This is a genomic window from Mesorhizobium dulcispinae (assembly GCF_033977345.1).
GTDB classification, from domain to species: Bacteria; Pseudomonadota; Alphaproteobacteria; order Rhizobiales; family Rhizobiaceae; genus Mesorhizobium; species Mesorhizobium dulcispinae.
The window spans coordinates 147,339-169,723 of record NZ_JAVIIY010000003.1 but is presented as its reverse complement, the minus strand read 5'-3'; the positions used below and the strand labels follow the sequence as shown (position 1 = coordinate 169,723).

The window sequence follows — 22,385 nt, the reverse complement described above, 5'->3', positions numbered from 1 at the left end:
GCTTGATGACTGAACCGACCAAATCGGAAACCCGCCTCTGGACCCCGAAGGGTTTCCGCGAGGACGAATGGACCCATGCAGAGAGCGCCGAGGCGCTTGCCGGCAATGGCCGTTTCATCCTGCCGCTACAGGTTTTTCTTGCGCTCGATGACGACACCCGCAAGTCGGCCAAGCAGCGCATCGGTGTGCTCCTGCTGCCCGGCGACGAGCTCGACAAGATCGTCGGCCTGCTCGACCAGCTGTCGCTAGTGGCGCTCGCTTTCCCGGCATTCAACGACGGCCGCTCCTTTTCCAAGGGCGAGCTGCTGCGCGCCCGCCATAACTTCAAGGGCGCGGTCCGCGCCACGGGCCAGGTGCTAGTCGACCAGCTGCCGCATATGTTGCGGCTCGGCTTCGACGAATTCGAGGTCTCCAACCCAGTGCTGCTGAAGCGGCTTGAGGAGGGACGCACCGGCGGCCTGCCGGTCTACTATCAGCCGGCGGTGGAGCCGGAAGCCAAGGGCCCGAAATATTCCTGGCGGCGCAAGCGTGCGGGCTGAGAGGCAGCCGCCACAACGCAGTCGAAAGGCACTCTACAAAAAGGAAGCGGCCTGCAGCTTTGGTCTGACCAAGCCTCTCATTTTCGACAGTCACTCAAGGGTGGAAATGGTCCGCAGGCCCTCTTTGCAGCAATCTGGTCAGACCACTTATGCGATTTGCACTTTCCCTTCCGTCATCTTGCCTTTAGGATAGGGCCATTATTTCGCGATCCGAAATAAATAGCCAGCAAAGGGAGGAGACGGCATGGCAGGCAAGAAGATACTGATGCTCGTTGGCGAGTTCAGCGAGGAATACGAGATTTTCGTCTTTGAGCAGGCCATGCATGCGGTCGGCCACACCGTCCATGTCGTCTGTCCGGACAAGAAGGCCGGCGATGTGCTAAAGACCTCGCTGCATGACTTCGAGGGCCATCAGACCTACACCGAAAAGCTCGGCCACGACTACATTCTCAACAAGACCTTCGCCGAGGTGAATCCGGCGGATTACGACGCGGTCTACGCCGCGGGCGGTCGCGGGCCGGAGTATATCCGCATCGACAAGCGCGTGCAGGCGCTGGTCAGGCATTTCCATGAAACCGGCAAGCCGATCTTCACAATCTGCCACGGCGTGCAGATCCTGATCGCCGTCGACGGCGTGGTGCGCGGCAAGGAAGTAGCGGCGCTGCACTATTGCGAGCCCGAGGTGACGCTCGCCGGCGGCACCTATATCGACGTTGCGCCGACCGGTGCGCATGTCGACGGTAATCTGGTGTCGGCGAAGGGATGGCCCGGCCTTGCCGCCTTCATGCGCGAGTGCCTGAAGGTGCTCGGGACCGAGATCCGCCATGGCGAAGCGCTGATGCGCGACGAGCGCAGGGCAGCCTAGCTCTACAGAGTGCGGGCTGCGCAAAGGGCGGCATATGGCTGAGCGTTGCTTAGCGATGCCGTTGTCCGCCCATTTTGTCCGCCTCGGCGCCTTCAAGGCGGTCGAGCAGGTCTGTCAGCCGCTTGGGCATCTCTTTCTCCAGACGAAAAGCCGGCAGCGTGCGCAGAAAGCGCTTTGTTGCCTCCGTGCCAAGCTGACGCCTGATATCCTTGGCGAGTTTGGCTCGCCTTTCGCCACCATTGCCGCTCATAATCCCAAAATCCTGTCTCGGCTTCGAAACTCCTCCAGGCCGGCAATGGTTCCCGTACGTGTCCCCAAGGGCAAGCGAAGACGCCCGGTACGGTAAAGTTTGAATTAATTTGGAGCGGTCCGAGGAGGGCGGCAGCCGGTGCTTGCCCCTTGATTTTTGACCCTTAAACCTCGATATCGGGCGCAAATCCAAACCAATCCGAATGACGGGAAACGGCGATGAGCGACCAGACAAAAGACGAACGCGCGCCCGAGGAAATCGAGGCCAGCCAGGCTTCCGGCGCCCAGGCTCCCGGCGAACGTGCGGAAGGCGGCGTCGACGGCGACTATGAAGCGCTTGTGCGGCTGCTGAAGGAAAACGAGGAGCTGAAGGACCGCGCGCTTCGCGTAGCTGCCGAAATGGAGAATCTGCGGCGCCGCACCGCGCGCGACGTGCATGATGCGCGCACTTACGCGGTGGCCAATTTCGCACGCGACATGCTGTCGGTGTCGGATAATCTGCGCCGCGCGCTCGATACCATTCCGGCCGAAGCCAAAGCCTCCGGCGATGCCGGCTTCAAGGCGCTGATCGAGGGTGTCGACCTCACCGAGCGCGCCATGCTGTCGGCGCTGGAGCGGCACGGCGTGAAGAAGCTTGCGCCGGAAGGCGAGAAGTTCGACCCGAACTTCCACCAGGCGATGTTCGAGGTGCCCAACGCCGACGTTCCGGCCGGCACCGTTGTCCAGGTCGTGCAGCCCGGCTACTCGATCGGCGAGCGCGTGCTGCGGCCGGCGATGGTCGGCGTCTCAAAGGGCGGCCCGAAGGCTGCCGCAACCGAGGCGCCGGTCGAGCCGGGCCCGGTGAACGAGCAGGCCGAGAAGGATGCTTGATTAGGGGAGTAAGGGAGTAGGGCAATAGGGCAGTAGGGCAGTAGGGATAGCGGCCGTACATTTCATTCGGCTTGTGCTATTTATAGTCCCTACTCACCTACTCCCTTACTGCCCTACTCCCTTATGTCCTTGAATCCCATCGAGCTGCTCGACTATGCCGGCGTCGCGGTCTTCGCGGCGACGGGCGCGCTTGCCGCGTCGCGCAAGGAGCTCGATATCATCGGTTTCCTGTTTTTGGCCAGCGTCACCGGCATCGGCGGCGGGACGCTGCGCGACGTCATCCTCAACCTGCCGGTGTTCTGGGTCGCCAACAACGGTTATGTGCTGATCTGCGCCGTTGTCGCCGTGCTCGTCTTCTTCAGCGCACACCGCGTCGAAAGCCGCTACAAGCTGCTGCTCTGGCTCGATGCGATCGGACTGGCCGCCTTCGCGGTGATGGGAGCGGCAAAGGGCCTGGCGATCACCGGCTCACCGGTGGTGTCTGTCATCACCGGGGTGCTCACCGCCACCTTCGGCGGCATATTGCGCGATCTACTCGCCGGTGAGCCCTCGGTGCTGCTGAGACCCGAAATCTATGTCACGGCGGCGCTTGCGGGTGCCGCGCTCTTCACGCTCTCAGACCTTGTCGGCATGCCGGCGCTTGCCTCAAGCCTGCTCGGCTTCGCGGCGGCTTTCCTGGTGCGCGGCGGAGCGCTCAAATTCGGCTGGTCGTTCCCGGCCTATAAGAGCCGGCCCGGGCGAAGGCCGGAGGATATTCCGTGACGAAGCGAATAGCGAATAGGGAGTAGCGAATAGGGCTATTGTGACCAGCCCACAATCGCTTACTTCATTCGCTATTCGCTATTCGCTATTCGCTATTCGCTGGCGTCAGGCGGCGAAACGCTGCCCTTCACCGCCATAGTAGTTGACGTAGCGGGCGCCGATTTCCTTGACCGGCATGACAACGAAGACGTCGACCGTCGAAAACTCGCGGTCGATGACGCAGCCGTCGCCGATGCGAGCGCCAACGCGCAGATAGCCCTTGACCAGCGGCGGCATGGCGGCGATCGCCGCCTTGGCGTTGACCGCCTCGATCGGCATCAGGTCCATCGAGCAGTAGCGGCCGGCCACCGCCCTGACATCCCAGGCCTGGTCGGTGCGGCAATGATGGGCGAGATAGGTGAGCGCCTCGGCATGCGCGGCCGGCACGGTGCCGTGGAACGAGGCGCAGCCGGTCATCACGCCGATGCCGTAATGGTTGATATAGGCCCAGATGCCTTGCCAGAGCGCCTCGATCGTGCGCTTGGAGCGGTATTCTGGCAGCACGCAGGAGCGGCCGAGCTCGAGGAAGCGCTGGCCCGGATGGCGCGCGACCAGCTTGGTCAGCTCGAATTCGCCCTCGGAATAGAAGCCGCCCGCGGCCGTGGCGATCTCCTGCCGCAGCAGGCGATAGGTGCCGACGATGCGGCGATGCTCGGGACCGGGAAGCGAGGTGTCGAAAACCAGGAGATGGTCGCAGAGCGGGTCGAAACGGTCGGCATCGCGCCGGTCCTGCGCCTGGAACAGATCCTTCCTCGCGCCAAGCTCGTCATAGAATACCCGATAGCGCACTTCCTGGGCGGCGGCGATCTCGGCCTCGTTGCGGGCAAGCCGCACTTCGAGGTTGCCGATACGGCCCAGCGTTGCGCCGCTTGCGACGGCGTCGACAGCACGCCCGCCGAGCAGGGCGCTGGCGTTCGGCCGAGTATCGCATTCAGGCATGACTGTATGCACGAGTGATTCTCCTTCGAGCCATCCCTCTTGGCACGGGGATACGGTGTAGGTGCAACAGGATTGTGACAGTACCGTGATACGGCGAGCCCGGCAATACTTCGTCGGCTGGGCAATACCCTCAACCGGCTATCTTATGGCTGCGAAAGCCAAGCAATCCAAGGCGTTCGGGAAAGTCTAAAAAATTCGTTACGCGGCAGCCTGGCTCTCGACGGCCTGGACGAGCGCATCGGGGTCGAGAGGCTTGGTAACGAAGCCGCTGGCGCCGTGGGCCAGCACGGTGTGGCGCGTCTTTTCCTGGCTGTCGGCCGAAAGCACCATGATCGGGATCGGCGGCACGGCAAGCGCTTCCTCGTGGCGGCGGATGGCGGCGATCGCGTCCAACCCGTCCATCACCGGCATGTGCAGGTCCATCAGGACGACGTCGAAACGATGCTTGAGGCCGGCGTCGGTGACGGCTTCGACCGCGGCCTTGCCGTTGCCGACGATCTTGACGCGATGTCCGGCCTTGAGAAGCGTGGCGCGGGCAAGCATGGCATTTATGTCATTGTCCTCGGCGATCAGCACGGACAGGCCCTGGTCGCGGCGGCGGACGGACGCGGTGCCGCGCGGCTGCGGCCGCGGCGCGGCGGGTGCCGGCACATGGCTGGTCAGCAGCACGCGCAGCAGCGTTTCGCCGCGCACCGGCCGGGCGAGGAATGTCGCGTAGCCGTTGGCGCGGAATTCGCCAAGCATGCCGCGATCGGTGGGCGCAATCAGGGTGACGGCCTCGCAGTCGACAAAACCGCCCTGACGCAGCCGCTTCAGCAGGCGGCCGTCGCTGTTTTCGAGCGCGGCATCGACCAGAAGCACGTTGCAGCCGGCGGCGAAGGCAGCGGCCTGGTCCGGCGTGGCGGCAATCTCGACGGCACCGCCATGCGCGCGGATGGTGCGGGCTATGGCATCGGCCTCGACGGCGTTCCTGGATACGATCACCGCGCGCCGGTCGGAGAGGATGCTCCGGCGATATTGCGGCGGTTCGGTTGCGGCGGTCGCCGGGATGTCGAAGACGAACTCGGATCCTTCGCCGAGCCGGCTCGAGACCGAAATCGTGCCGCCCATGGCGATCACCAGCCGCTTGGAGATGGCAAGACCGAGACCCGCGCCGCCATGCACCCTGGTCGAAGTGCCGTCGGATTGCTCGAACTCCTCGAAGATGTGCTCCATGTCCTCCTCGCGCAGCCCCGGACCGGTGTCGGCGATGGTGAAGCAGATGCGGTCGGTGCTCTCGGTGCGGGCGCGCGCGACGGTAAGCAGCACGCCGCCGGCGTCGGTGAACTTGACGGCATTGCCGATGAGATTGAGCAGCACCTGGCGTACGCGGCCGGGGTCGGCGGTGATCATCTGCGGCACGTCGGGCTCGACATGGCAGCCGAGGCCGATGTTCTTGGAGAAGGCCTTCGCCGCCAGGAGCTCGATGATGTTGTCGGCGATCTCGCGCAGCGACGTCGGCTGCGGTTCGGGATCGAAGCGGCCGGCCTCGATCTTGGAATAGTCGAGCAGGTCCTCGATCAGCGCGAGCAGCGAGCTCGCGGAAGTCGAGACGGCGCCGACATAGGTGCGCTGCTCGGGCGAGAGGTCGGTGTCGGCAAGCAGCTTCGCCATACCCATGATGCCGTTCATCGGCGTGCGGATCTCGTGGCTGACGGTGGCAAGGAAGCGCGACTTGGCCTGGCTGGCATATTCGGCCCGCTCGCGGGCGGTGATCAGCGAGGATTCAGCACGCTTGCGGGCGGTGATGTCGCGGGCGATCGCCCGGTGCGAAACAGCGCCTGTATCCCTGTCGCGCACCGAGAGCTCGATCCAGGAGAACCAGCGCGGCCCGTTCGGCGTGCGGATTGCGACGTCGGTGGAGCTCAGGCATTCATGGTCCGAGAAGGCGGCATCGGGCACGACGCCCACGTCTATGCCGAGCTCGGAAAGCGTCTTGCCGGCGAGATCGCGCTGGTCCGTGTCGACGAGCGAGGCGAAGACCTTGTTGGCGTAGACGATGTATCCGTCGCGGTCGCGATGGACGACGAGATCGCCGAGCGCATCGATCAGGCCGCGAAAACGCTCCTCGCTCTCCTGCATCTCCCACATGCGGTCGGCGAGCGTCTCGATCTCGGCGCGGCTGCGGGCGGCGGTCTCGTCGAGAAGCGCAACGGTGCGGCGCTCGATGCGCTGGTTGCGCATATGCATCACGAGGCCGCCCAGGCTCGTCGCCAGGAGGCCGATGGTGATGAAGGTCGGCGCCCCGGTGAGATGCGTCAGCCCGGCCAGCACGACGATCGCGACGATCGTCAGGAACGGCAGGCCTTCGTGGCTGGCAGTCGGCAGTTCGGGAGCCAGTGGCGGCGCGACAAGCACGTGCCGCTTCGGCGCGTCCGCGCCGGGCTCGTCATCGCCGGCGGCCTTTTTGTCCTGTCTGAAGTCGGAGTCCGCGAACATGCGGCAAACCCTGCCAGACAGAGATTATGGAAGATTGCGGCGGATCGTTCGAATTTTAGTCTTCACGCCGATTTCGAGCGGTTTCTGCTCGTTTGGTGCAATTCCGGACGGGAAGCCGCCGAACACTTTTCCTGGGATTGCGCCTACATATCGACGACCACGCGACCCCTGATCTTGCCGTCGACGATGTCGCGCGCGGCGCCGACGATGCCGTCGAAGCCGATCGAGCGCGACAGGGTCGACAGCTTCTTGAGATCGAGATCCGTGCCGATGCGGCGCCATGCCTCGAGGCGGACCGGTTTCGGCGCCATGACCGAATCGATGCCGAGCAGCGAGACGCCGCGCAGGATGAAAGGGGCAACGCTGCTGGGCAGGTCCATGCCGCCGGCCAGACCGCAAGCGGCGATCGCGCCGCCATAGGTGGTCATCGAAAGCACATTGGCGAGCGTATGGGAGCCGACCGAGTCGACGCCGCCGGCCCAGCGTTCCTTGGCGAGCGGCTTGGCCGGCTGGCTGAGCTCGTCGCGCGAGATCACTTCCGCCGCGCCGAGGTCGATCAGATAGGGGCTTTCGGCATTGCGCCCGGTGGAAGCGATCACATGGTAGCCGAGGGTAGAGAGGATCGAGATGGCGACCGAGCCGACGCCGCCGGCGGCTCCCGTCACCACCACCGGCCCGCGATCGGGCACGATGCCGTGCCGCTCCAGCGCCATGACGGCGAGCATTGCGGTATAGCCGGCGGTGCCGACGGCCATCGCATCATGCGGGCTCATGCCGTCGGGCAGCGGCACCAGCCAGTCGCCCTTGACGCGGGCGCGCCCGGCATAGGCGCCGTAATGCGTCTCGCCAACACCCCAGCCGTTGAGGATGACCTTGTCGCCCTTGCGCCAATCGGCATGCGAAGAGTCGATGACGGTGCCGGCGAAATCGATGCCGGGCACCAGCGGCCAGCGGCGCACAACCGGGGCCTTGCCGGTGATGGCGAGCCCGTCCTTGTAGTTCACCGTCGTGGCCTCGACGGCGACGGTGACATCGCCTTCCATCAGATCGGCTTCGGTGAGGTCGACGACCTCGACCGACTGCTTCTTCTCGGCATCGCGCGAAACGAGGATGGCTTTGAAGGTATCGGGCACTTTTTGTCTCCTCGGTTCTGGCGATTTTTTTGCGCAATTGCTGCGGGCCGACTTTGAGGCGGTGGCCGCGCGAGGTCAATTGCCTCAGTCCTGGGGCTTGGTTTCTCGCCGCCAGCCGATCAACTCGTCGAAGACAACTAGTGCCGCGCCCACGGAAATGAAGGCGTCGGCGAGGTTGAACACCGCGAAGGACCAGACCGGCGTGTGGAACAGGACGTAGTCGATGACGTGGCCGTAGACCGCACGGTCGATCAGATTGCCGAGCGCGCCGCCGACGATCAGGGCGAAGCCGATCCGGGCAAGGACGTGGCCGGCTGGAGTGCGCACCGCCAGATAGAGCACGAAGGCGACGACGAGCGCGGCGATGACCACCAGGCCGGTGTCGCCGAAGGAGGAGAACATCGAGAAAGCAATGCCGGTGTTGTAGGTGCGAAACAGCGCCAGGAAAGGCAGGAGATCGACCTTTTCCTGAAAGGCGAGGCCGTTTTCCACCAGCTGTTTTATCCACTGGTCGAGTGCGATAGCGACCACGACCAGCAGGGCATAAGGAGACCAGGATCTCACGATTTTTGTAGTCCTCATCGCGTGTCTGTAGCGGGGTCGAGCTTCAAGGCACCGCGCCGGATCTCGAACAGCATCACGCCGGTGGCAACCGCCAGATTGAGAGAATCGGCGCGGCCGGCTTGCGGGATCCTGAGCAGCCGGTCGCAGCTCTCCGCGAGGCTGTCGGGCAGGCCCTGTTGCTCATTGCCCATCAGAAGCAGAACCGGACCTCTTGAGAAGTCGACCGAGCGATAGTCTACGGCGCCCTTCAGATGCGTTCCGGCGACGAGGCCCGGAAAGTCGCGCCGCCAGGCGAGGAAGGCCTGCTCCGTTGCCCTGGCGACCGGCACGGCAAAGATCGAGCCCATGGTGGCGCGCACCGTTTCCAGCGAAAACGGATCGGTGGTGTCGCCGACCAGGATGATGCCCTTGGCGCCGACGGCATCGACGGTGCGGATGACGGTGCCGAGATTGCCGGGGTCGCGCACGCGGTCGAGCGCGACCCAGACGTCGCCGTCCGTGGCGCGGATACCTTTTAGCGGCAGCGTCTGCTGCGCGAAGACGCCGACGACCATTTGCGGGTTTTCGCGGCGGGTGATTGCCGCCAGCACCTTTTCCGAGACTTCGAGCACGGTGCCGCCGGCGGCGACCGTGCGCGCCGCCACTTTTTCTATCGCCGCGTTGCCGCGCCCGGCCTTGGCGAAGACCAGCGTCCTGATCGACCAGCCGAGGTCGAGCGCGTCGATGACCAGCTTCAGGCCTTCGGCCATGAAGGCGTTCTGCTGATCGCGGAATTTCTTGAGCGCCAGTGCCTTGATGTCCTTGACCAGCGGATTGGCGAGGCTGGTGACTTCCTTGACCTGGCCGACCGGGCGGTGTCCGTCATGCGCGACCATTTCAAGCCACCCAGCGCGAGAACAGCGAGGTCGACAGCGCGCGGCCGGCGGATTTCTCGCGAATGATCAGCTCGCCGGATTCGACCGTGCCGCCCATGCCGGCGAAGGTATCGCGCATCAGGGCATGGATGGCGAAGAAGGAGGCGCGGATCGAATAGGCGGTGAGCACCACGGCGATCGGTTTCGGCGTCAGGATCGAGCGGCAGAGGTCGGTTAGGCCCGGCAGATCCTCGAACAATTGCCATACCTCGCCCTTCGGGCCGCGGCCATAGGCGGGCGGGTCGAAGAGCACAATGTCGTAGCGGCTGCCGCGGCGTTCCTCGCGCTCGGCGAATTTCACCGCGTCCTCGACGATCCAGCGGATCGGCTTGCCGGACAGCCCGGCCATCTCCTGGTTCTCGCGCGCCCAGCCGATCGCCTTCTTCGAGGCGTCGACATGAGTGACTTCGGCGCCCGCGCGCGCGGCGACCAGCGAGGCAAGCCCGGTATAGCCGAAGAGGTTGAGCACCTTGACCGGGCGCCTGGCCGCGGCGATCAGCCCGGCCATGTGATCCCAGTGCGAGGCCTGCTCGGGAAAGACGCCGACATGGCGGAACGAGGTGAAGCGGCCGAGATAATCGATGCCGTCATGCTTCATCGGCCAGGTCTCGCCCAGCGGCGCTTTCGGGAAGCGCCAGCGGCCAATGCCTTCCTCGTCGGTGTCACCGGTGAAGATGGCGTCGGCACGCTCCCATTCCTTCGCCGGAAGCGCCCGCTGCCAGATCGCCTGGCCTTCCGGGCGCACGATGCGGTATGGGCCGTACTGCTCCAGTTTCTCGCCGGCGCCACTGTCCAGCAGCGCGTAGTCGGCGTTGGGCGCGACTTCGAGGATCAGCGGCAGGCGCTCGGCTGGCAGAGGGCCTTCGCGGCGCGAAAGAATGCGCGGTGCGGGTTTCGCCTCCTGGCGGTCCGTGGATTTCGATTCGTGCCGCTCGGCATGCTTTGGCTGCGGGCGTCCAGGAACAAGCGCGTCGCGCTGGCGGCCCGGCTCCGTCCTGGCGGGGGGCGGCCGGCTGTCGCGGCGTTTGTCGCGAAAGGATTTCAAGAAGGGGCATCTCCGGCGGTTCGGCCCGCTTCTGCCACAGCTATGCCCACCGGCGCAACAAAGGCGCGTGCATTGCGGCCATCGAGGGCTCAGACGTGGCGGATCGACAGCGAAAACGGTCGCCCCTCGCGCCACAGGTGGGCGACCATCTTGTCAACTTGGGAAGCGATTCCAGGGGATGGGCAAAGGACGGTCCAAGGCAAACGCCGCGACGGTCACGCTAAGCACCGACCAAAATAACAGGAATCCGCGCATCTCCAGTGAGGTCAACGGTGTCGGAGCGCAGGCGTTCCGACGCCGCCTTGCCGCGGTATGCGTTGCGGACCTATCGTCCGGTCGCCGCAAACAGCAAAGCGATGTCCCGTTCCGAACGCCTGCTCGACCTGATCCAGATCCTGCGCCGTCACCGCCGGCCGGTGAGCGGTCGCATGCTCGCGGATGACATGGGCGTTTCTATCCGCACGCTTTATCGCGACATCGCGACGCTGCAGGGGCAAGGCGCGCCGATCGAAGGCGAGGCGGGGCTGGGTTATGTGCTGAAGCCCGGCTTCATGCTGCCGCCGCTGATGTTCACCGACGAGGAGATCGAGGCGATCGTGCTCGGTTCGCGCTGGGTGGCGAAACAGCCGGACAAGCGGCTGGCCGCGGCGGCGACGGACGCGCTGTCGAAGATCGCTGCGGTGCTGCCGGACGATCTGCGCGAGGATCTCGACGCCACGACGCTGCTGGTCGGGCCGGGTTCCGCGAGCGTCGAGGCGATCGATCTCGGCATTGTCAGGCAGGCGATCCGCAACGAGCGTAAGCTCGGCTTCCTCTACCGGGATGCCGGCGGCGCCGCATCGGAGCGCATGGTCTGGCCGTTCGCGCTCGGCTTCTTCGACAAGGTGCGGGTGATGGTGGCGTGGTGCGAGATGCGCAAGGATTTCCGGCATTTCCGCGCCGATCGTATGTCCCACCTCATGACCACCGATATTCGCTATCCGCGCCGCCGCCAGGTGATGCTCAAGGAGTGGCGGGCGACGCTCGACAAGCCAGGCCAAAATGCGCCGGGACACCCCGCCATCTGAGAGGCTGCTGCCAGAAACTGACAGTGGTACCGCCTAAGGTCGCCAAGGTTCAAACATCTTGGAGATCAAACATGACCACGCCCAACTTCGTCATCCTTTACGTCGACAGCCCCGAGAAGAGCGGCGCCTTCTACGCCTCGCTGCTTGGGCGCGAGCCGGTCGAGGCCTCGCCGACTTTCGTCATGTTCGTGCTCGACAAGGGCTTCAAGCTCGGCCTCTGGTCGCGTCACACCGTGGAGCCGGCGGCCGCCGCGGCGGGCGGAGCCGGCGAACTCGTGCTTACGGTCGAGAATTCGGCTGCGGTCGACGCCACGCATTCCGATTGGGCCAAGCGCGGCCTGAAAATCCTGCAGACCCCGACTGACATGGATTTCGGCCGCACATTCGTCGCGCTCGATCCCGACAGTCATCGCCTGCGCGTCTACTGGCCGAATGAGTAGGCAGTAGGCAGTAGGCAGTAGGCAGTAGGCAGTAGGATGTGAGGCTTCCCTACTGCCTTACTGCCTGCCTAATCCCTACTGCCTTGCGCTGAGCGCCTCGTAGACGGCGATGCCTGCCGCGAGGTCCTCGAGCGCGGCGCCGACGGATTTGAACAGCGTGATCTCGCTGTCGCCCCGTCGGCCGCCTTTCTCGCCGCGCGCCAATTCATGCAGGTCAGCGACGATCGCTTCCGGTTTCAGCACGCCGGAAGCCAGCGGCTGAACGATGTCGCCGGCCTCCTTGGTGGCGCCGGCGCGGGTGTCGACGTAGACGCGGGCGCGCGAAATCGCCTCATCGTCGCTTTCGCGCATTTGCGGCGTGAAGCCGCCGACCAGGTCGACATGGGCGCCCGGCTTCAGCAGCGCGCCCTTGACCAGCGGCGTGGTCGAAATCGTCGCCGACGAGACGATGTCGGCTTCGCCAAGCTCGGTGTCTAGATCGCCGGCCACGCTCGCGGGAAGGCCTTCGGCACGCAGTGCGCTTGCCACCTTTTCGGCATTGGTCGGCGTGCGGTTCCAGATGCGGATCGACTTGATCGGCCGAACCGCCGAATGCGCCTTGGCGAGGAAGGGTGACAGCGCGCCGGCGCCGATCACCAGCAGCCGCGTGGCGTCCTCGCGGGCGAGGTAGGATGCGGCGAGCGCCGAGGCGCAAGCGGTCCGCCACTGCGTCAGCCGCTGGCCGTCGATCAGCGCTTCGGGCTCGCCGGTCACGCCGTCGAGGAGCAGATAGAGGCCCATGACCGCCGGCTTGGCGATGGCGTTGTTGTCGGGCGAGACGGTGACGATCTTGACGCCGATATGGCCGCCGGCCGAGGTGCCGGCGGCGTTGAAGTCCGTCCAGGCCGGCATCAACAGCAGCGTCGAGGCGGCGCCGTCCGGCCGTTCGACCGCGTGGTGATGGCGCACCGGCTGCACGGCGCCGTCGCGGAAGGCGTTTCGCAGCGTCTCTACCAGCCCGGGGAAAGTCAGCGCGCGGTCGACCTCGGCAGCCGAAATGGTCAGCATGGAATGCTCCGTAACGGTACGCTGTTCAGTTCGTCGGCTTGGGCAGCGCCGGTCCTTTCGGCGCCGCGGGTGCGCGGCTCACCGCCTGGCGCAGGTTCTCGGCCTCGATGCCGCGCTGGCGCGCGAGCTTGCGGTAGCGGCCCTGCTTCACCCAGGTCGCCAGGCTGCCGACGATCATGCCGATGGCCAAAGCCAGGAACAGGAAGATGAAGAGCGGCAAATTCAGCGTCAACGCCGGATTGCCCGGATGGAACGGGTCGAGCGTGAAGGCGACCGGTCCGCGGTTGGCGACGGCAAGCGCGATCAGGATGACGGCCAGCGGCACGAAGACCACGACGAGCATGACGCGATTGAACATCAAATCTCCATGGAGAGGCGTCTAAAAGCGCGCATGTCTTTGTCCCGAAACCGGCCTCCACTTTCGGGAGACATGCTTGAAGCGCCGAGACGTCGTTTCGACCCGCCGGCGCGGCGCCTATTTGCCCCCGTTCAGCCTTTCGCGCAACTCCTTGCCGGTCTTGAAGAACGGCACCCACTTCTCCTCGACCTCGACGGATTCGCCGGTGCGCGGGTTGCGGCCGGTGCGGGCAGGACGGTTTTTCACCGAAAAGGCACCGAAACCGCGCAGCTCGACCCTGTTGCCCTCGGCAAGGGCGTCGGTGATTTCGTCAAAGATCGCGCCGACGATGTTCTCGACGTCGCGCAGGAAAAGATGCGGGTTGCGTGCAGCAATGATCTGCACAAGCTCGGATTTGATCATGAGAACGTTCCCCGTAAACCACTGCGGTCAATTATCAGGATGATTTTATTGCTTTATTTGGCTCATCCCAACGGTTGTCAAGGGTGCCAGACCGAAACGAGACCGTCAAGGAACAAGCGGTCGGCGCCAAGCTCGTGAATGATGTCGCCGCCGGCGTCCGGCAGGCCGAGCGCGCTGGCGACGGCTTTGGTCATGCTTTTCGAAAACGGGAAACCGCGCCGCTCCGTGTCCTTCCATTCGACGACCTTGAGTTTGCTGTCGACGCCCTTGGTCGCCAGCCAGTCGATCGCCTCGGTCTCGCCGCCGACCGCGTCGACCAGGTGGTTGCCAAGCGCCTGGCGCCCGGTGAAGATCGAGCCGTCTGCCAGCGCCAGCGCCTGCTCATGCGTCATCTTGCGCCGCTCGGCGACGATGCCGACGAACCAGTCATAGCTGTCGAGGATGAGCTTGCGCACCATGGCGCGCTCGTCGTCATTGGTCGGCTTGAACGGCGAGGGCGAGGCCTTGAGCGGCGACGACTTCACCTCTTCCAGCTTGATGCCGAGCTTGTCCATCAGGCTGCTGACGTCGGGGTACTGGATCAGCACGCCGATCGAGCCGACGATCGATGTCTTGCGGGCAACGATGTGGTCGGCCGCGCTTGCGATCATGTAGCCGGCGGACGCCGCCAGCGTGCCGACCTCGGCCACCACCGGCTTGTCGCCTGCAAGCTTGCGCACTTCCTCATAGATCGACTCGCCGCCGACCGTGGTGCCTCCGGGCGAATCGATCGACAGGATGACGCCTTTCACCGTCGACGATTTGCGGATCGTCTCCAGCCTTTTGATCAGCTCCTCGTCCTCGGTGATGGTGCCTTCGATCTTGACCTTGGCGATGTGGTCGACCGCCTGGCCGGCGAAATCGCCATTGTAGACCCATGCCGAAAAGGCGATCAGCGCTGCCGCCAGAACCGCAAACGCAGCCACGCGCCAGAAGGTCAGCTTGCGGCGCAAGCGGCGGCGGTCGATCAAGTCGTCGGCTCTCATTGCCATCGTCAGCCTCACAATCGGTGGGAAAGGACGCTTTTAAAGCAACCACCCGCGCGGGGCTACCGTTTCCTGAGGGGCCTGACAGGTCTTGGCGCAACGTTGCGGTCACGGCGACCTCACGAAAAATTAACGCAGCCGGCCCCTATCTGCTATGAAGGGCTGGCAGTTCAGCCTAATTCGTCCTAGTCGTGCGGTAGTAGCCGTCACATTTTTGCAGTTTTCCTCCGCTTGTGCTTGCTTGCGGGGACCGGCATACCACCTATAGGCGGTGTTTGGCGGGGCAAGGGCTCATTAGAAAACAGTCATGTTGGCGCGATCTGACGAAACGAGCGATGCCGAAACGGTGTCGGCTGCCGCTGGCGAAAGCGGCACGCGCGGTGACGCGTTCGACCGCGCGCAGCGGCATTCGCGCCGCGTGCGGGTTCTGAAATTCGCCGTGCCGCTGCTGGCGGCGGCAATCGCGATCGCCTTTCCGGTCTATTCCTATCTCGCCGCGCCGGTGTCGATCTCGGTGCAGGCCGACGGCACCGCCTTTTCCAACGGCAAGCTGGTGATGGCCAATCCCAAGCTCAACGGCTTCACCAAGCAGAAACTGCCTTATTCGCTGACGGCGACCCGGGCGACGCAGGATGTTGGCAAGCAGGGCATCATCGACCTCGAAGGCATCAACGCCAAACTGCCGGTCGCCAGCGACAATGTGGTGGCGGTCAACGCCGCGCACGGCATCTACGACCGCGACGCCAACACGATGGACCTCACAAGCGATGTCCTGGTGACGACGAGCGACGGCATGGAGGCCAAGTTCAAATCGGTCTTCCTAGACATGGGCAAAGGCTCTATGAAGACGGACAATCCGGTCGATGTCAGCCGCGGCGGGTCGCGCATCACCGCCGACTCGATGTCGGTGGAAGAGAACGGCAAGGTGGTGGTCTTCGAGAACCGGGTGCGCGTCAACATCGACGCGGCAAGTCTGAAGGCGGCAGAGGCAAAGAGCGGAGAGCAGAATGCGTCGCAGTAGTTTGACAGGGCTTGCAGCGGCGGCCTCTCTCGTCATGTCGCTCGGGGCGGCGCCCGCGCTTGCCCAGTCCAGCGGCACCAGCCAGATGTCTGGCCTGAAACTGTCGGGCGACCAGCCGATCCAGATCGAAAGCGACAAGCTCGAGGTCCGTCAGGCCGACAGCGCGGCGATCTTCAGCGGCAACGTCACCGTCAATCAAGGCCCGACGCTACTCAAGGCCGGCAAGATGACGGTCTATTACGTCAAGGATGCCAATGCCCCCAAGGGCGCGGCTGCCGGCGCATCGGCGATGACCGGTGCAGCCAACATCGACCACCTCGTGGTCGAGAACAAAGTCTATATCAAATCGAACGACCAGATCGCCACCGGTGACAAGGGCACGTTCGACATGAAGACCCAGGTGCTCGTCCTTTCCGGCAACGAAGTGGTGCTCTCGCAGGGCGACAATGTGCTCAAGGGCTGCAAGCTCACCGTTCAGATGAAGAGCGGTCTTGCCAATGTCGACGGTTGCGGTACCGGCGGTCGCGTCATCATGTCGATCACTCCCCAGAAGCAGGGAACGGCCCAGCAGGGAGCGTCGAGCAACTAATGGCCGGCGTATCGTCGCTGCTGGCCCGCCTCCCGGGGCGGGCGGCCGCAAAACCGTCTGCGCCGGCAACGGTCGGTGCCGACAAGGCGAAGTTCAAGGGCACCCTGATCGCCAAGGGCCTGACCAAGAGCTACAAAGGCCGCAAGGTCGTCAGCGGCGTGACGCTCGGCGTGCGCGCCGGCGAGGCCGTCGGCCTGCTCGGCCCCAACGGCGCCGGCAAGACCACCTGTTTCTACATGGTCACCGGTCTCGTGCCGGTGGATGAAGGCACGATCGAGATCGACGGTTTCGACGTCACCTCGATGCCGATGTACCGCCGCGCCCGTCTCGGCATCGGCTATCTGCCGCAGGAAGCCTCGATCTTCCGCGGCCTCAACGTCGAGCAGAACATTCGCGCCGTCCTGGAAGTGGTGGAAAAGAGTCGCAAGGAGCGCGAGCGCACGCTCGACGAGCTGCTCGAGGAGTTCCACATCAGCCATCTGCGCAAAGCGCCGTCGATGTCGCTGTCGGGCGGTGAACGCCGCCGCCTCGAGATCGCGCGGGCGCTGGCGACGCGGCCGGCCTATATGCTGCTCGACGAGCCCTTTGCCGGTATCGATCCGATCGCGGTCGCCGACATCCAGCAGCTCGTTCGCCACCTGACCGCGCGCGGCATCGGCGTGCTGATCACCGACCACAATGTGCGCGAGACGCTCGGCCTGATCGACCGCGCCTATATCATCCATGCCGGCCAGGTGCTGACGCATGGCCGGGCCGACGAGATCGTCGCCAACGCCGATGTGCGGCGGCTCTATCTCGGCGAGGGCTTCACGCTCTAAGGCGTGTCGATATTCAGGTGATGCCGGCCTGCAAATGCCGGTCTCCTGCGCTTCCGGTGCTCACGTACTTTATGTACGCTCCGCTCCGGTTCTCGGAGTCCGCCATTTTCGACTCGGCCTGACCTGAATCTCAACACGCCTTAGACGCGAAATTCCGGTTCTGCCGCAATTTCTCGCTGATTTTTTCCGATTTCCGGCCACTTCCGCCCCGGATAACGCTCCGGTAAGCCGTCGCTGCTAGCGTTTGCCTTGACAAGCAAAAGCCGGGCCAGTTTCTATGCCCGACCGAAAAATCATTGTCCGATGCGTAGACGAGGCGTTTGAATCTTACCATGGCGCTGGCGGCCAAACTGCAGCTCAGACAGTCCCAGTCGCTGGTGATGACGCCCCAGCTGATGCAGTCGATCCGGCTGCTGCAGCTTACCCATGTCGAGCTCGAACGCTTCATCGACGAGGAGATCGAGCGCAATCCGCTCTTGGAGCGGGCCGAGCCGCAGGATGAGACCGTCGGCGACCAGCCGCAGAAGAGCGAAGCATCGCCTGAACCCTCGGCCCGGGACGACTGGTTCGAAAGCGAGACGGAGTGGAGCGCCGAGGCGATCTCGGAAAAGCTCGACTCTTCACTGGAGAACCTGTTTCCCGACGATCCCGGCACAAGCGAAAGGCTGGGGCCGGACCTCACCGCGCAATGGAAGTCGGCATCCGGGAACAGCGCCGGGGGCGCTTCGTCGGAAGGCTTCGATGTCGGCGAGATGGCCGCGACCGTTGTGACGCTGCGCGAACATGTCGGCGAACAGATAGCGCTGGCCTTTCCCAATCCTGCCGAACGCCTGATCGCCGGCGAACTCGCCGACAGCCTCGACGAGGCGGGCTATCTGCGCGCCGATCTGGAAGAGATAACCGCGCGGCTGGGCGCGGACAATGCGGCCGTAGCGCGCGTGCTGGAGATCTGCCAGACCTTTGAGCCCCCAGGCCTGTTTGCCCGCGACCTCGCCGAATGCCTGTCGCTGCAGCTTGCCGTCCGCGACCGTCTCGATCCGGCGATGAAGGCCCTGGTGGCCAATCTCGAACTTCTGGCGCGGCGGGACTTCCAGGCGCTGAAACGCATCTGTGGCGTCGACGAGGAAGACCTACTCGACATGCTGGCCGAGATCCGGGCGCTCGATCCGCGCCCCGGCACTGCGTTTTCGGGCGGGGCGAGCGACGCGATCGTCGCCGATGTCGAGGTGCGGGCGGCCGCCGACGGCAGCTGGGCGGTGGAGCTCAACGCCGACACGCTGCCGCGCGTCCTGGTCGACAATGTCTACTTTGCCCGCGTCTCAAGCCATGCCAGGGACCAGGCGGAAAAGGAGTTTCTCGCCGAATGCCTGCAGAACGCCAACTGGCTGACGCGCAGCCTCGACCAGCGGGCGAAGACGATCTTGAAGGTGGCCTCGGAGATCGTGCGCCAGCAGGATGCTTTCCTCGTCCACGGCGTGCGGCATCTTAAGCCGCTCAACCTGCGCACGGTGGCCGACGCGATCGGCATGCATGAATCGACGGTCAGCCGCGTCACCGCCAACAAATACATGCTGACGCCGCGCGGCGTCTTCGAATTGCGCTATTTCTTCACCGCTTCGATCGCCTCGGCGGAAGGCGGCGAAGCCCATTCCTCCGAAGCCGTGCGCGACCGCATCAAGCAGCTGATCGACGAGGAAAAGCCCGCCGACGTGCTTTCCGACGACGCCATCGTCGATATGCTGCGGGAAAGCGGCGTCGACATTGCGCGCCGTACGGTTGCCAAGTACCGCGAAGGCATGAACATCCCTTCATCGGTGCAGCGCCGCCGCGAAAAGCGGGCGTTGGCCAACGCCGGACGCTGAGGGCCGTTGACAATCAGCCGGCCTGACCTAGTTGGTGCGGTCTTCGAGGAACGGCTGATTTCCACAGTTTTCGTGCTTCATTGACAAGCTGCAACGAAGTGTCTAGAAGCCCGCCCGCATGAGCCGGGCCGTGATGGCCGCTCGCGAATGGGTTCGTCAAAGCGAAGGCCTCGGACGGCCAAGAAGGCGACTTGTGATCAACCGGAAAGTTCGGGTCTAAAATCGGCGCGCGTGCCGCCGCAAAGCTTGTGCGCGCGCACCACGGGTATAAACTCGGGACAGTTTGAAGCCTGAGCAAGGAAGGTCAGTTTTCAGATGAATCTGCGCATTTCGGGAAAACACATGGACATCGGCGACGCGTTCCGTACGCGCATCAACGATCGTGTCAACGAAGCGATCGAGAAGTATTTCGATCGGGGTTTTTCAGGACATGTCACGGTCATCAAGGCGGGGTCGCGCTTCTCGGCCGATTGCATGATCCGGCTCGATTCCGGCGCCTCGCTGCAGGCGACCGGCGACGCCCAGGACCCCACGCTTGCCTTCGAGGCGGCCGCCGATCGCCTCGAAACGCGGCTGAGGCGCTACAAGCGCCGGCTGAAGTCGCGCAGCGTCGGTAACGGCAATGGCGAGGAGCCTACCGACATCGCCTATACGGTGATGGCGCCGCTCGCCGACGATGAAGAAGACATTCCGGAGGACTTCGCCCCGGTCATCGTCGCCGAATCGACCATGACGCTTCGCACCATGTCGGTGGCATCGGCCGTCATCGAGCTCGATACCAAGGATAGCCCGGTTTTCGTCTTCCGCAACGCCGGAAACGACCATCTCAACATCGTCTACCGCCGGCCGGATGGGAACATCGGCTGGATCGATCCGTCGACGACCAAAGTCGCGCAGGGATAAGAAAGCCGGCCGCGCGAGGGGGACGACCGGGCGCGGCAGGCGAGCAAGGGATTTTTCAAGCATGGATCTTAGCGATCTCATCAGCGTTCCGGCTATCATGCCGGCGTTGAAGGCGAATTCCAAAAAGCAGCTTCTGCAATTGCTGTCGGAGAGGGCGGCGGCGATTTCAGGGATTCCGGAGCGGGAAGTCTTCGACACCATCCTGCAGCGCGAGCGGCTGGGGTCCACCGGCGTCGGCAACGGCATCGCCATTCCGCATGGCAAGCTCGCAGGGGTCAAGCGGATCGCCGGCGTCTTCGCCCGGCTGGAGACGCCGGTGGATTTCGAGGCGCTCGACGACCAGCCGGTCGATCTGGTGTTCCTGCTGCTTGCGCCCGAGGGCGCCGGCGCCGACCATCTCAAGGCGCTGTCGCGCATCGCGCGCGTGCTGCGCGACGCCGATACGGTGGCCAAGATCAGGGGGACGCGCGACGCCGTGGCTATCCACGCGCTTTTGTCGGATACGCAGGCCTCGCACGCGGCCTGAAGCTTTTCTCGGGGGTAAAACCTTCAAAGGGCCGCCGCGAGCGGCCCTTTCCATTCCGGACGGCCAGCAGTCGCCTTAGTGAATGGCGACCGTGGTCAGGTCGTTCTCCAGCGCGCCGGCCAGCGCCCGGTCACGGGCATCGGAAAGCAGGATCGGCTGGCCGTTGGCGGCAAACAGCGCCCACAGCTCCAGGCCGGGCGCGATTTCGCCGAGGCCGGGGAAGCGGCCGCGCAGATCGTCGCTCGAAACTTTCCTCAGATAAGCGACCGAACCTTCGCCGAGATGGGCGAGCTCGCCGCTGGTCATGGTCAGGGTTTCGTCAGTTCTGGGCATTTCAAGCCTCCTTGGCGCGAGGACGCCACTTCCGGCCGTCCCGCATTAGAGCCATCGGCAAAGATCAGTCTTTCACCGATATGTTTATTTTCCGTACCAGCCGCTCGGCCTCCGGACGGTCGAGATCGATCGACAAAAGGCCGTTCTTCAATTCCGCGCCGATCACCCGCATGCCGTCGGCCAGCACGAAGCAGCGCTGGAACTGGCGCGCGGCGATGCCGCGGTGGAGGAATTCGCGCTCGGTGTCGTCGGTCTGACGGCCGCGCACGATCAGCTGGTTTTCTTCCGTGGTGACATCGAGGTCGCTCTCGGCGAAACCCGCCACGGCAAGCGTTATGCGCAGCCTTTCGGCCTTGCCGTCCGAGGCGCCCAGGCGCTCGATGTTGTAGGGTGGATAACTGTCGCCCGACTTCGCCAGACGTTCGAGCGTCTTTTCCATGGCGTCGAAACCCAGAAGAAGCGGGCTGGAGAAGGGCGTCATTCGACTCATTGTTACACTGTCCTCTTAAGAGCGACACAAACTGGAAAAACCCGGATGGCATTTTTCCCGATGGTCTTGATATGGTCCGCCGCGCGAACAAGTTCAAGCCGTCAAAACCCCGCCCAAAAAGACTCCCCAAAAAGGAATTGAAATGCCCCAGTCACGAAAGATCATCATCGACACGGATCCCGGCCAGGACGATGCCGTCGCCATATTGCTGGCGCTCGGCAGCTCGGAGCTCGAGATCGTCGGCATCACCGCCGTTGCAGGCAACGTGCCGCTGAAGCTCACCGAGAAGAACGCTCGCAAGATCTGCGAGCTCGCCGGCCGGCCCGACATCAAGGTCTATGCCGGCGCCATCCGCCCGCTGGCGCGCGAACTCGTCACCGCCGAGGAAGTGCACGGCAAGACCGGGCTGAACGGCCCGCAGCTGCCCGAGCCGACCATGCCGTTGCAGGAACAGTACGCCGTCGATTTCATCGTCGAGACGCTGATGCGCGAGGAAAGCGGCACGATCACGCTCTGCCCGCTCGGACCGCTTACCAACATCGCGCTGGCGCTGATCCGCGAGCCCAGGATCGCGCCACGCATCAAGGAGATCGTGCTGATGGGCGGCGGCTTCTTCGAGGGCGGCAACGTCAGGCCGGCCGCCGAATTCAACATCTATGTCGACCCACAGGCGGCCGACGTGGTGTTCAAGTCCGGCATTCCGATCGTGATGATGCCGCTCGACGTCACCCACAAGGCGCTGACCACGGCCAAGCGTACCAAGGCTTTCCGCGAGCTGGGCACCAGGGTCGGCACCGCGACCGCCGAGATGCTGGAATTCTTCGAGCGCTTCGACGAGGAGAAATACGGCACCGACGGCGGGCCGCTGCACGATCCGTGCGTGATCGCCTATCTCATCAAGCCGGAGCTGTTCCGGGGCCGCCGCTGCAACGTCAGCGTCGAGACGACCTCCGAGCTCACCATGGGCATGACGGTGATCGACTGGTGGGGCGTCACCAAGCGCGAGAAGAACGCCATGGTGATGCGCGACATCGACCACGACGCGTTTTTCGCGCTGTTGGTGGAGAGGCTCGGGCGGCTGAACTGACCGCTTGAAATCATCAAGCG

At 64.3% G+C, this 22,385-nt stretch carries 26 protein-coding genes; 13 read left to right on the top strand and 13 right to left on the bottom strand.

Features of this window, described 5'->3' with window-relative positions; translation table 11 throughout:
- Positions 1-5 precede the first annotated feature (5 nt).
- Both RFN30_RS08730 and RFN30_RS08725 read left to right on the top strand, forming a co-directional pair.
- Complete coding sequence (locus RFN30_RS08730; RefSeq protein ID WP_320261693.1) at positions 6-539, top strand: DUF934 domain-containing protein; 534 nt, start codon at positions 6-8, stop codon at positions 537-539.
- Positions 540-783: 244 nt separating this feature from the next.
- Complete coding sequence (locus tag RFN30_RS08725; protein WP_320261692.1) at positions 784-1,404, top strand: DJ-1/PfpI family protein; 621 nt, start codon at positions 784-786, stop codon at positions 1,402-1,404.
- A 49-nt stretch (positions 1,405-1,453) separates the two neighbouring features.
- Here the strand turns inward: RFN30_RS08725 and RFN30_RS08720 are convergent, their stop codons facing one another.
- Positions 1,454-1,654, bottom strand: coding sequence for a hypothetical protein (locus RFN30_RS08720; protein ID WP_320261691.1), 201 nt, complete (start codon positions 1,652-1,654; stop codon positions 1,454-1,456).
- 218 nt (positions 1,655-1,872) lie between these two features.
- Between RFN30_RS08720 and grpE the strand changes: the two genes are divergently transcribed.
- Together grpE and RFN30_RS08710 are read left to right on the top strand one after the other, a co-directional pair.
- On the top strand, positions 1,873-2,523 hold the full coding sequence (grpE, locus tag RFN30_RS08715; protein ID WP_320261690.1) for a nucleotide exchange factor GrpE: 651 nt from the start codon (positions 1,873-1,875) through the stop codon (positions 2,521-2,523).
- A 129-nt stretch (positions 2,524-2,652) separates the two neighbouring features.
- The gene (locus RFN30_RS08710; protein WP_320262070.1) at positions 2,653-3,285 is read left to right on the top strand and encodes a trimeric intracellular cation channel family protein; all 633 of its coding nucleotides are present in this window, start codon (positions 2,653-2,655) and stop codon (positions 3,283-3,285) included.
- Between the two features lie 105 nt (positions 3,286-3,390).
- Here RFN30_RS08710 and olsB read toward each other — a convergent pair whose 3' ends face one another.
- The 6 genes from olsB to RFN30_RS08680 all read right to left on the bottom strand — a co-directional run bounded on the left by olsB (position 3,391) and on the right by RFN30_RS08680 (position 10,232).
- Positions 3,391-4,275, bottom strand: a complete 885-nt coding sequence (olsB, locus tag RFN30_RS08705) for a l-ornithine N(alpha)-acyltransferase (RefSeq protein ID WP_430694661.1) — start codon at positions 4,273-4,275, stop codon at positions 3,391-3,393.
- 186 nt (positions 4,276-4,461) lie between these two features.
- The gene (locus RFN30_RS08700; protein WP_320261689.1) at positions 4,462-6,741 is read right to left on the bottom strand and encodes an ATP-binding protein; all 2,280 of its coding nucleotides are present in this window, start codon (positions 6,739-6,741) and stop codon (positions 4,462-4,464) included.
- A gap of 143 nt (positions 6,742-6,884) precedes the next feature.
- A complete protein-coding gene (gene acuI / locus RFN30_RS08695) occupies positions 6,885-7,874 on the bottom strand; it encodes an acrylyl-CoA reductase (NADPH) (RefSeq protein WP_320261688.1) in 990 nt (329 codons plus the stop codon).
- An 84-nt stretch (positions 7,875-7,958) separates the two neighbouring features.
- On the bottom strand, positions 7,959-8,438 hold the full coding sequence (gene lspA / locus RFN30_RS08690; RefSeq protein WP_320261687.1) for a signal peptidase II: 480 nt from the start codon (positions 8,436-8,438) through the stop codon (positions 7,959-7,961).
- Positions 8,439-8,452: 14 nt separating this feature from the next.
- Positions 8,453-9,313, bottom strand: coding sequence for a TrmH family RNA methyltransferase (locus RFN30_RS08685; protein ID WP_320261686.1), 861 nt, complete (start codon positions 9,311-9,313; stop codon positions 8,453-8,455).
- Between the two features lies 1 nt (position 9,314).
- Positions 9,315-10,232 carry an RsmD family RNA methyltransferase gene (locus tag RFN30_RS08680; RefSeq protein WP_430694664.1) on the bottom strand — a complete coding sequence of 306 codons (918 nt, stop codon included), beginning with the start codon at positions 10,230-10,232 and terminating at the stop codon, positions 9,315-9,317.
- Between the two features lie 521 nt (positions 10,233-10,753).
- Here RFN30_RS08680 and RFN30_RS08675 point away from each other — a divergent pair.
- On the top strand, positions 10,754-11,464 hold the full coding sequence (locus RFN30_RS08675) for a helix-turn-helix transcriptional regulator (protein ID WP_320261684.1): 711 nt from the start codon (positions 10,754-10,756) through the stop codon (positions 11,462-11,464).
- A 71-nt stretch (positions 11,465-11,535) separates the two neighbouring features.
- Positions 11,536-11,904 (top strand): VOC family protein, encoded by a 369-nt coding sequence (locus RFN30_RS08670; RefSeq protein ID WP_320261683.1) that lies wholly within the window; start codon positions 11,536-11,538, stop codon positions 11,902-11,904.
- A gap of 75 nt (positions 11,905-11,979) precedes the next feature.
- Here RFN30_RS08670 and lhpI read toward each other — a convergent pair whose 3' ends face one another.
- The 4 genes from lhpI to sppA all read right to left on the bottom strand — a co-directional run bounded on the left by lhpI (position 11,980) and on the right by sppA (position 14,742).
- The gene (gene lhpI / locus RFN30_RS08665; RefSeq protein WP_320261682.1) at positions 11,980-12,951 is read right to left on the bottom strand and encodes a bifunctional Delta(1)-pyrroline-2-carboxylate/Delta(1)-piperideine-2-carboxylate reductase; all 972 of its coding nucleotides are present in this window, start codon (positions 12,949-12,951) and stop codon (positions 11,980-11,982) included.
- A gap of 25 nt (positions 12,952-12,976) precedes the next feature.
- The gene (locus tag RFN30_RS08660) at positions 12,977-13,309 is read right to left on the bottom strand and encodes a LapA family protein (protein WP_320261681.1); all 333 of its coding nucleotides are present in this window, start codon (positions 13,307-13,309) and stop codon (positions 12,977-12,979) included.
- Positions 13,310-13,426: 117 nt separating this feature from the next.
- Complete coding sequence (locus RFN30_RS08655) at positions 13,427-13,711, bottom strand: integration host factor subunit beta (protein ID WP_027165368.1); 285 nt, start codon at positions 13,709-13,711, stop codon at positions 13,427-13,429.
- A gap of 77 nt (positions 13,712-13,788) precedes the next feature.
- Positions 13,789-14,742 carry a signal peptide peptidase SppA gene (gene sppA / locus RFN30_RS08650; protein ID WP_320261680.1) on the bottom strand — a complete coding sequence of 318 codons (954 nt, stop codon included), beginning with the start codon at positions 14,740-14,742 and terminating at the stop codon, positions 13,789-13,791.
- A 301-nt stretch (positions 14,743-15,043) separates the two neighbouring features.
- Here sppA and lptC point away from each other — a divergent pair, with 301 nt between their 5' ends.
- The 6 genes from lptC to ptsN all read left to right on the top strand — a co-directional run bounded on the left by lptC (position 15,044) and on the right by ptsN (position 20,455).
- The gene (gene lptC / locus RFN30_RS08645; RefSeq protein ID WP_320261679.1) at positions 15,044-15,757 is read left to right on the top strand and encodes an LPS export ABC transporter periplasmic protein LptC; all 714 of its coding nucleotides are present in this window, start codon (positions 15,044-15,046) and stop codon (positions 15,755-15,757) included.
- Positions 15,744-16,346, top strand: a complete 603-nt coding sequence (locus RFN30_RS08640) for an LptA/OstA family protein (RefSeq protein WP_320261678.1) — start codon at positions 15,744-15,746, stop codon at positions 16,344-16,346. The genes lptC and RFN30_RS08640 overlap by 14 nt, the downstream gene beginning before the upstream one ends.
- The gene (gene lptB / locus RFN30_RS08635) at positions 16,346-17,164 is read left to right on the top strand and encodes an LPS export ABC transporter ATP-binding protein (protein ID WP_278206690.1); all 819 of its coding nucleotides are present in this window, start codon (positions 16,346-16,348) and stop codon (positions 17,162-17,164) included. The genes RFN30_RS08640 and lptB overlap by 1 nt, the downstream gene beginning before the upstream one ends.
- A gap of 332 nt (positions 17,165-17,496) precedes the next feature.
- A complete protein-coding gene (gene rpoN, locus RFN30_RS08630; RefSeq protein ID WP_320261677.1) occupies positions 17,497-19,026 on the top strand; it encodes an RNA polymerase factor sigma-54 in 1,530 nt (509 codons plus the stop codon).
- 315 nt (positions 19,027-19,341) lie between these two features.
- Entirely contained in the window at positions 19,342-19,929 is a 588-nt protein-coding gene (gene hpf / locus RFN30_RS08625; RefSeq protein ID WP_320261676.1) for a ribosome hibernation-promoting factor, HPF/YfiA family, read from the top strand.
- A 61-nt stretch (positions 19,930-19,990) separates the two neighbouring features.
- Positions 19,991-20,455, top strand: coding sequence for a PTS IIA-like nitrogen regulatory protein PtsN (ptsN, locus tag RFN30_RS08620; protein ID WP_042641064.1), 465 nt, complete (start codon positions 19,991-19,993; stop codon positions 20,453-20,455).
- A gap of 75 nt (positions 20,456-20,530) precedes the next feature.
- Here the strand turns inward: ptsN and RFN30_RS08615 are convergent, their stop codons facing one another.
- Positions 20,531-20,788, bottom strand: coding sequence for a BQ00720 family protein (locus RFN30_RS08615; protein ID WP_320261675.1), 258 nt, complete (start codon positions 20,786-20,788; stop codon positions 20,531-20,533).
- Between the two features lie 64 nt (positions 20,789-20,852).
- Complete coding sequence (locus RFN30_RS08610) at positions 20,853-21,278, bottom strand: Hsp20 family protein (RefSeq protein WP_320261674.1); 426 nt, start codon at positions 21,276-21,278, stop codon at positions 20,853-20,855.
- A 142-nt stretch (positions 21,279-21,420) separates the two neighbouring features.
- Here RFN30_RS08610 and RFN30_RS08605 point away from each other — a divergent pair, with 142 nt between their 5' ends.
- Entirely contained in the window at positions 21,421-22,365 is a 945-nt protein-coding gene (locus tag RFN30_RS08605) for a nucleoside hydrolase (protein WP_320261673.1), read from the top strand.
- Positions 22,366-22,385: the final 20 nt, after the last annotated feature.

What these genes read in the sequence shown, in the direction of transcription:
- RFN30_RS08615 (WP_320261675.1), bottom strand. Translation starts at nt 20,788, where the DNA reads ATGCCCAGAACTGACGAAACCCTGACCATGACCAGCGGCGAGCTCGCC.
- RFN30_RS08605 (WP_320261673.1), top strand. Translation starts at nt 21,421, where the DNA reads ATGCCCCAGTCACGAAAGATCATCATCGACACGGATCCCGGCCAGGAC.
- lptB (WP_278206690.1), top strand. Translation starts at nt 16,346, where the DNA reads ATGGCCGGCGTATCGTCGCTGCTGGCCCGCCTCCCGGGGCGGGCGGCC.
- grpE (WP_320261690.1), top strand. Translation starts at nt 1,873, where the DNA reads ATGAGCGACCAGACAAAAGACGAACGCGCGCCCGAGGAAATCGAGGCC.
- RFN30_RS08700 (WP_320261689.1), bottom strand. Translation starts at nt 6,741, where the DNA reads ATGTTCGCGGACTCCGACTTCAGACAGGACAAAAAGGCCGCCGGCGAT.
- RFN30_RS08640 (WP_320261678.1), top strand. Translation starts at nt 15,744, where the DNA reads ATGCGTCGCAGTAGTTTGACAGGGCTTGCAGCGGCGGCCTCTCTCGTC.
- ptsN (WP_042641064.1), top strand. Translation starts at nt 19,991, where the DNA reads ATGGATCTTAGCGATCTCATCAGCGTTCCGGCTATCATGCCGGCGTTG.
- RFN30_RS08730 (WP_320261693.1), top strand. Translation starts at nt 6, where the DNA reads ATGACTGAACCGACCAAATCGGAAACCCGCCTCTGGACCCCGAAGGGT.
- RFN30_RS08720 (WP_320261691.1), bottom strand. Translation starts at nt 1,654, where the DNA reads ATGAGCGGCAATGGTGGCGAAAGGCGAGCCAAACTCGCCAAGGATATC.
- sppA (WP_320261680.1), bottom strand. Translation starts at nt 14,742, where the DNA reads ATGGCAATGAGAGCCGACGACTTGATCGACCGCCGCCGCTTGCGCCGC.
- rpoN (WP_320261677.1), top strand. Translation starts at nt 17,497, where the DNA reads ATGGCGCTGGCGGCCAAACTGCAGCTCAGACAGTCCCAGTCGCTGGTG.
- RFN30_RS08675 (WP_320261684.1), top strand. Translation starts at nt 10,754, where the DNA reads ATGTCCCGTTCCGAACGCCTGCTCGACCTGATCCAGATCCTGCGCCGT.
- RFN30_RS08670 (WP_320261683.1), top strand. Translation starts at nt 11,536, where the DNA reads ATGACCACGCCCAACTTCGTCATCCTTTACGTCGACAGCCCCGAGAAG.
- RFN30_RS08610 (WP_320261674.1), bottom strand. Translation starts at nt 21,278, where the DNA reads ATGAGTCGAATGACGCCCTTCTCCAGCCCGCTTCTTCTGGGTTTCGAC.
- RFN30_RS08725 (WP_320261692.1), top strand. Translation starts at nt 784, where the DNA reads ATGGCAGGCAAGAAGATACTGATGCTCGTTGGCGAGTTCAGCGAGGAA.
- RFN30_RS08685 (WP_320261686.1), bottom strand. Translation starts at nt 9,313, where the DNA reads ATGGTCGCGCATGACGGACACCGCCCGGTCGGCCAGGTCAAGGAAGTC.
- RFN30_RS08655 (WP_027165368.1), bottom strand. Translation starts at nt 13,711, where the DNA reads ATGATCAAATCCGAGCTTGTGCAGATCATTGCTGCACGCAACCCGCAT.
- lhpI (WP_320261682.1), bottom strand. Translation starts at nt 12,951, where the DNA reads ATGCTGACCATTTCGGCTGCCGAGGTCGACCGCGCGCTGACTTTCCCC.
- hpf (WP_320261676.1), top strand. Translation starts at nt 19,342, where the DNA reads ATGAATCTGCGCATTTCGGGAAAACACATGGACATCGGCGACGCGTTC.
- lptC (WP_320261679.1), top strand. Translation starts at nt 15,044, where the DNA reads ATGTTGGCGCGATCTGACGAAACGAGCGATGCCGAAACGGTGTCGGCT.
- RFN30_RS08660 (WP_320261681.1), bottom strand. Translation starts at nt 13,309, where the DNA reads ATGTTCAATCGCGTCATGCTCGTCGTGGTCTTCGTGCCGCTGGCCGTC.